Genomic DNA, 219 nt, shown 5'->3' on the forward strand with positions numbered 1-219 from the left:
ATAATGCGACTCCACACAGCGGGGGTGATTAGCTCAGCTGGGAGAGCACCTCCCTTACAAGGAGGGGGTCGGCGGTTCGAACCCGTCATCACCCACCAACTACTTTATGTAGTCTCCGCCGTGTAGAGTAAGAAATTGAGAAGTGGGTGATTAGCTCAGCTGGGAGAGCACCTCCCTTACAAGGAGGGGGTCGGCGGTTCGATCCCGTCATCACCCACC

General features: G+C 56.6%; 2 tRNA genes. Both read left to right on the plus strand.

Annotated features, from left to right (window positions below):
- Positions 1-22: 22 nt before the first annotated feature.
- Positions 23-98 (plus strand) — tRNA-Val (locus OGX97_RS03190).
- 46 nt (positions 99-144) lie between these two features.
- Positions 145-217 (plus strand) — tRNA-Val (locus OGX97_RS03195).
- Positions 218-219 lie beyond the last annotated feature (2 nt).

The sequence above is a fragment of the Citrobacter sp. Cpo061 genome, from assembly GCF_030332845.1.
Classification (GTDB): Bacteria; Pseudomonadota; Gammaproteobacteria; order Enterobacterales; family Enterobacteriaceae; genus Citrobacter; species Citrobacter portucalensis.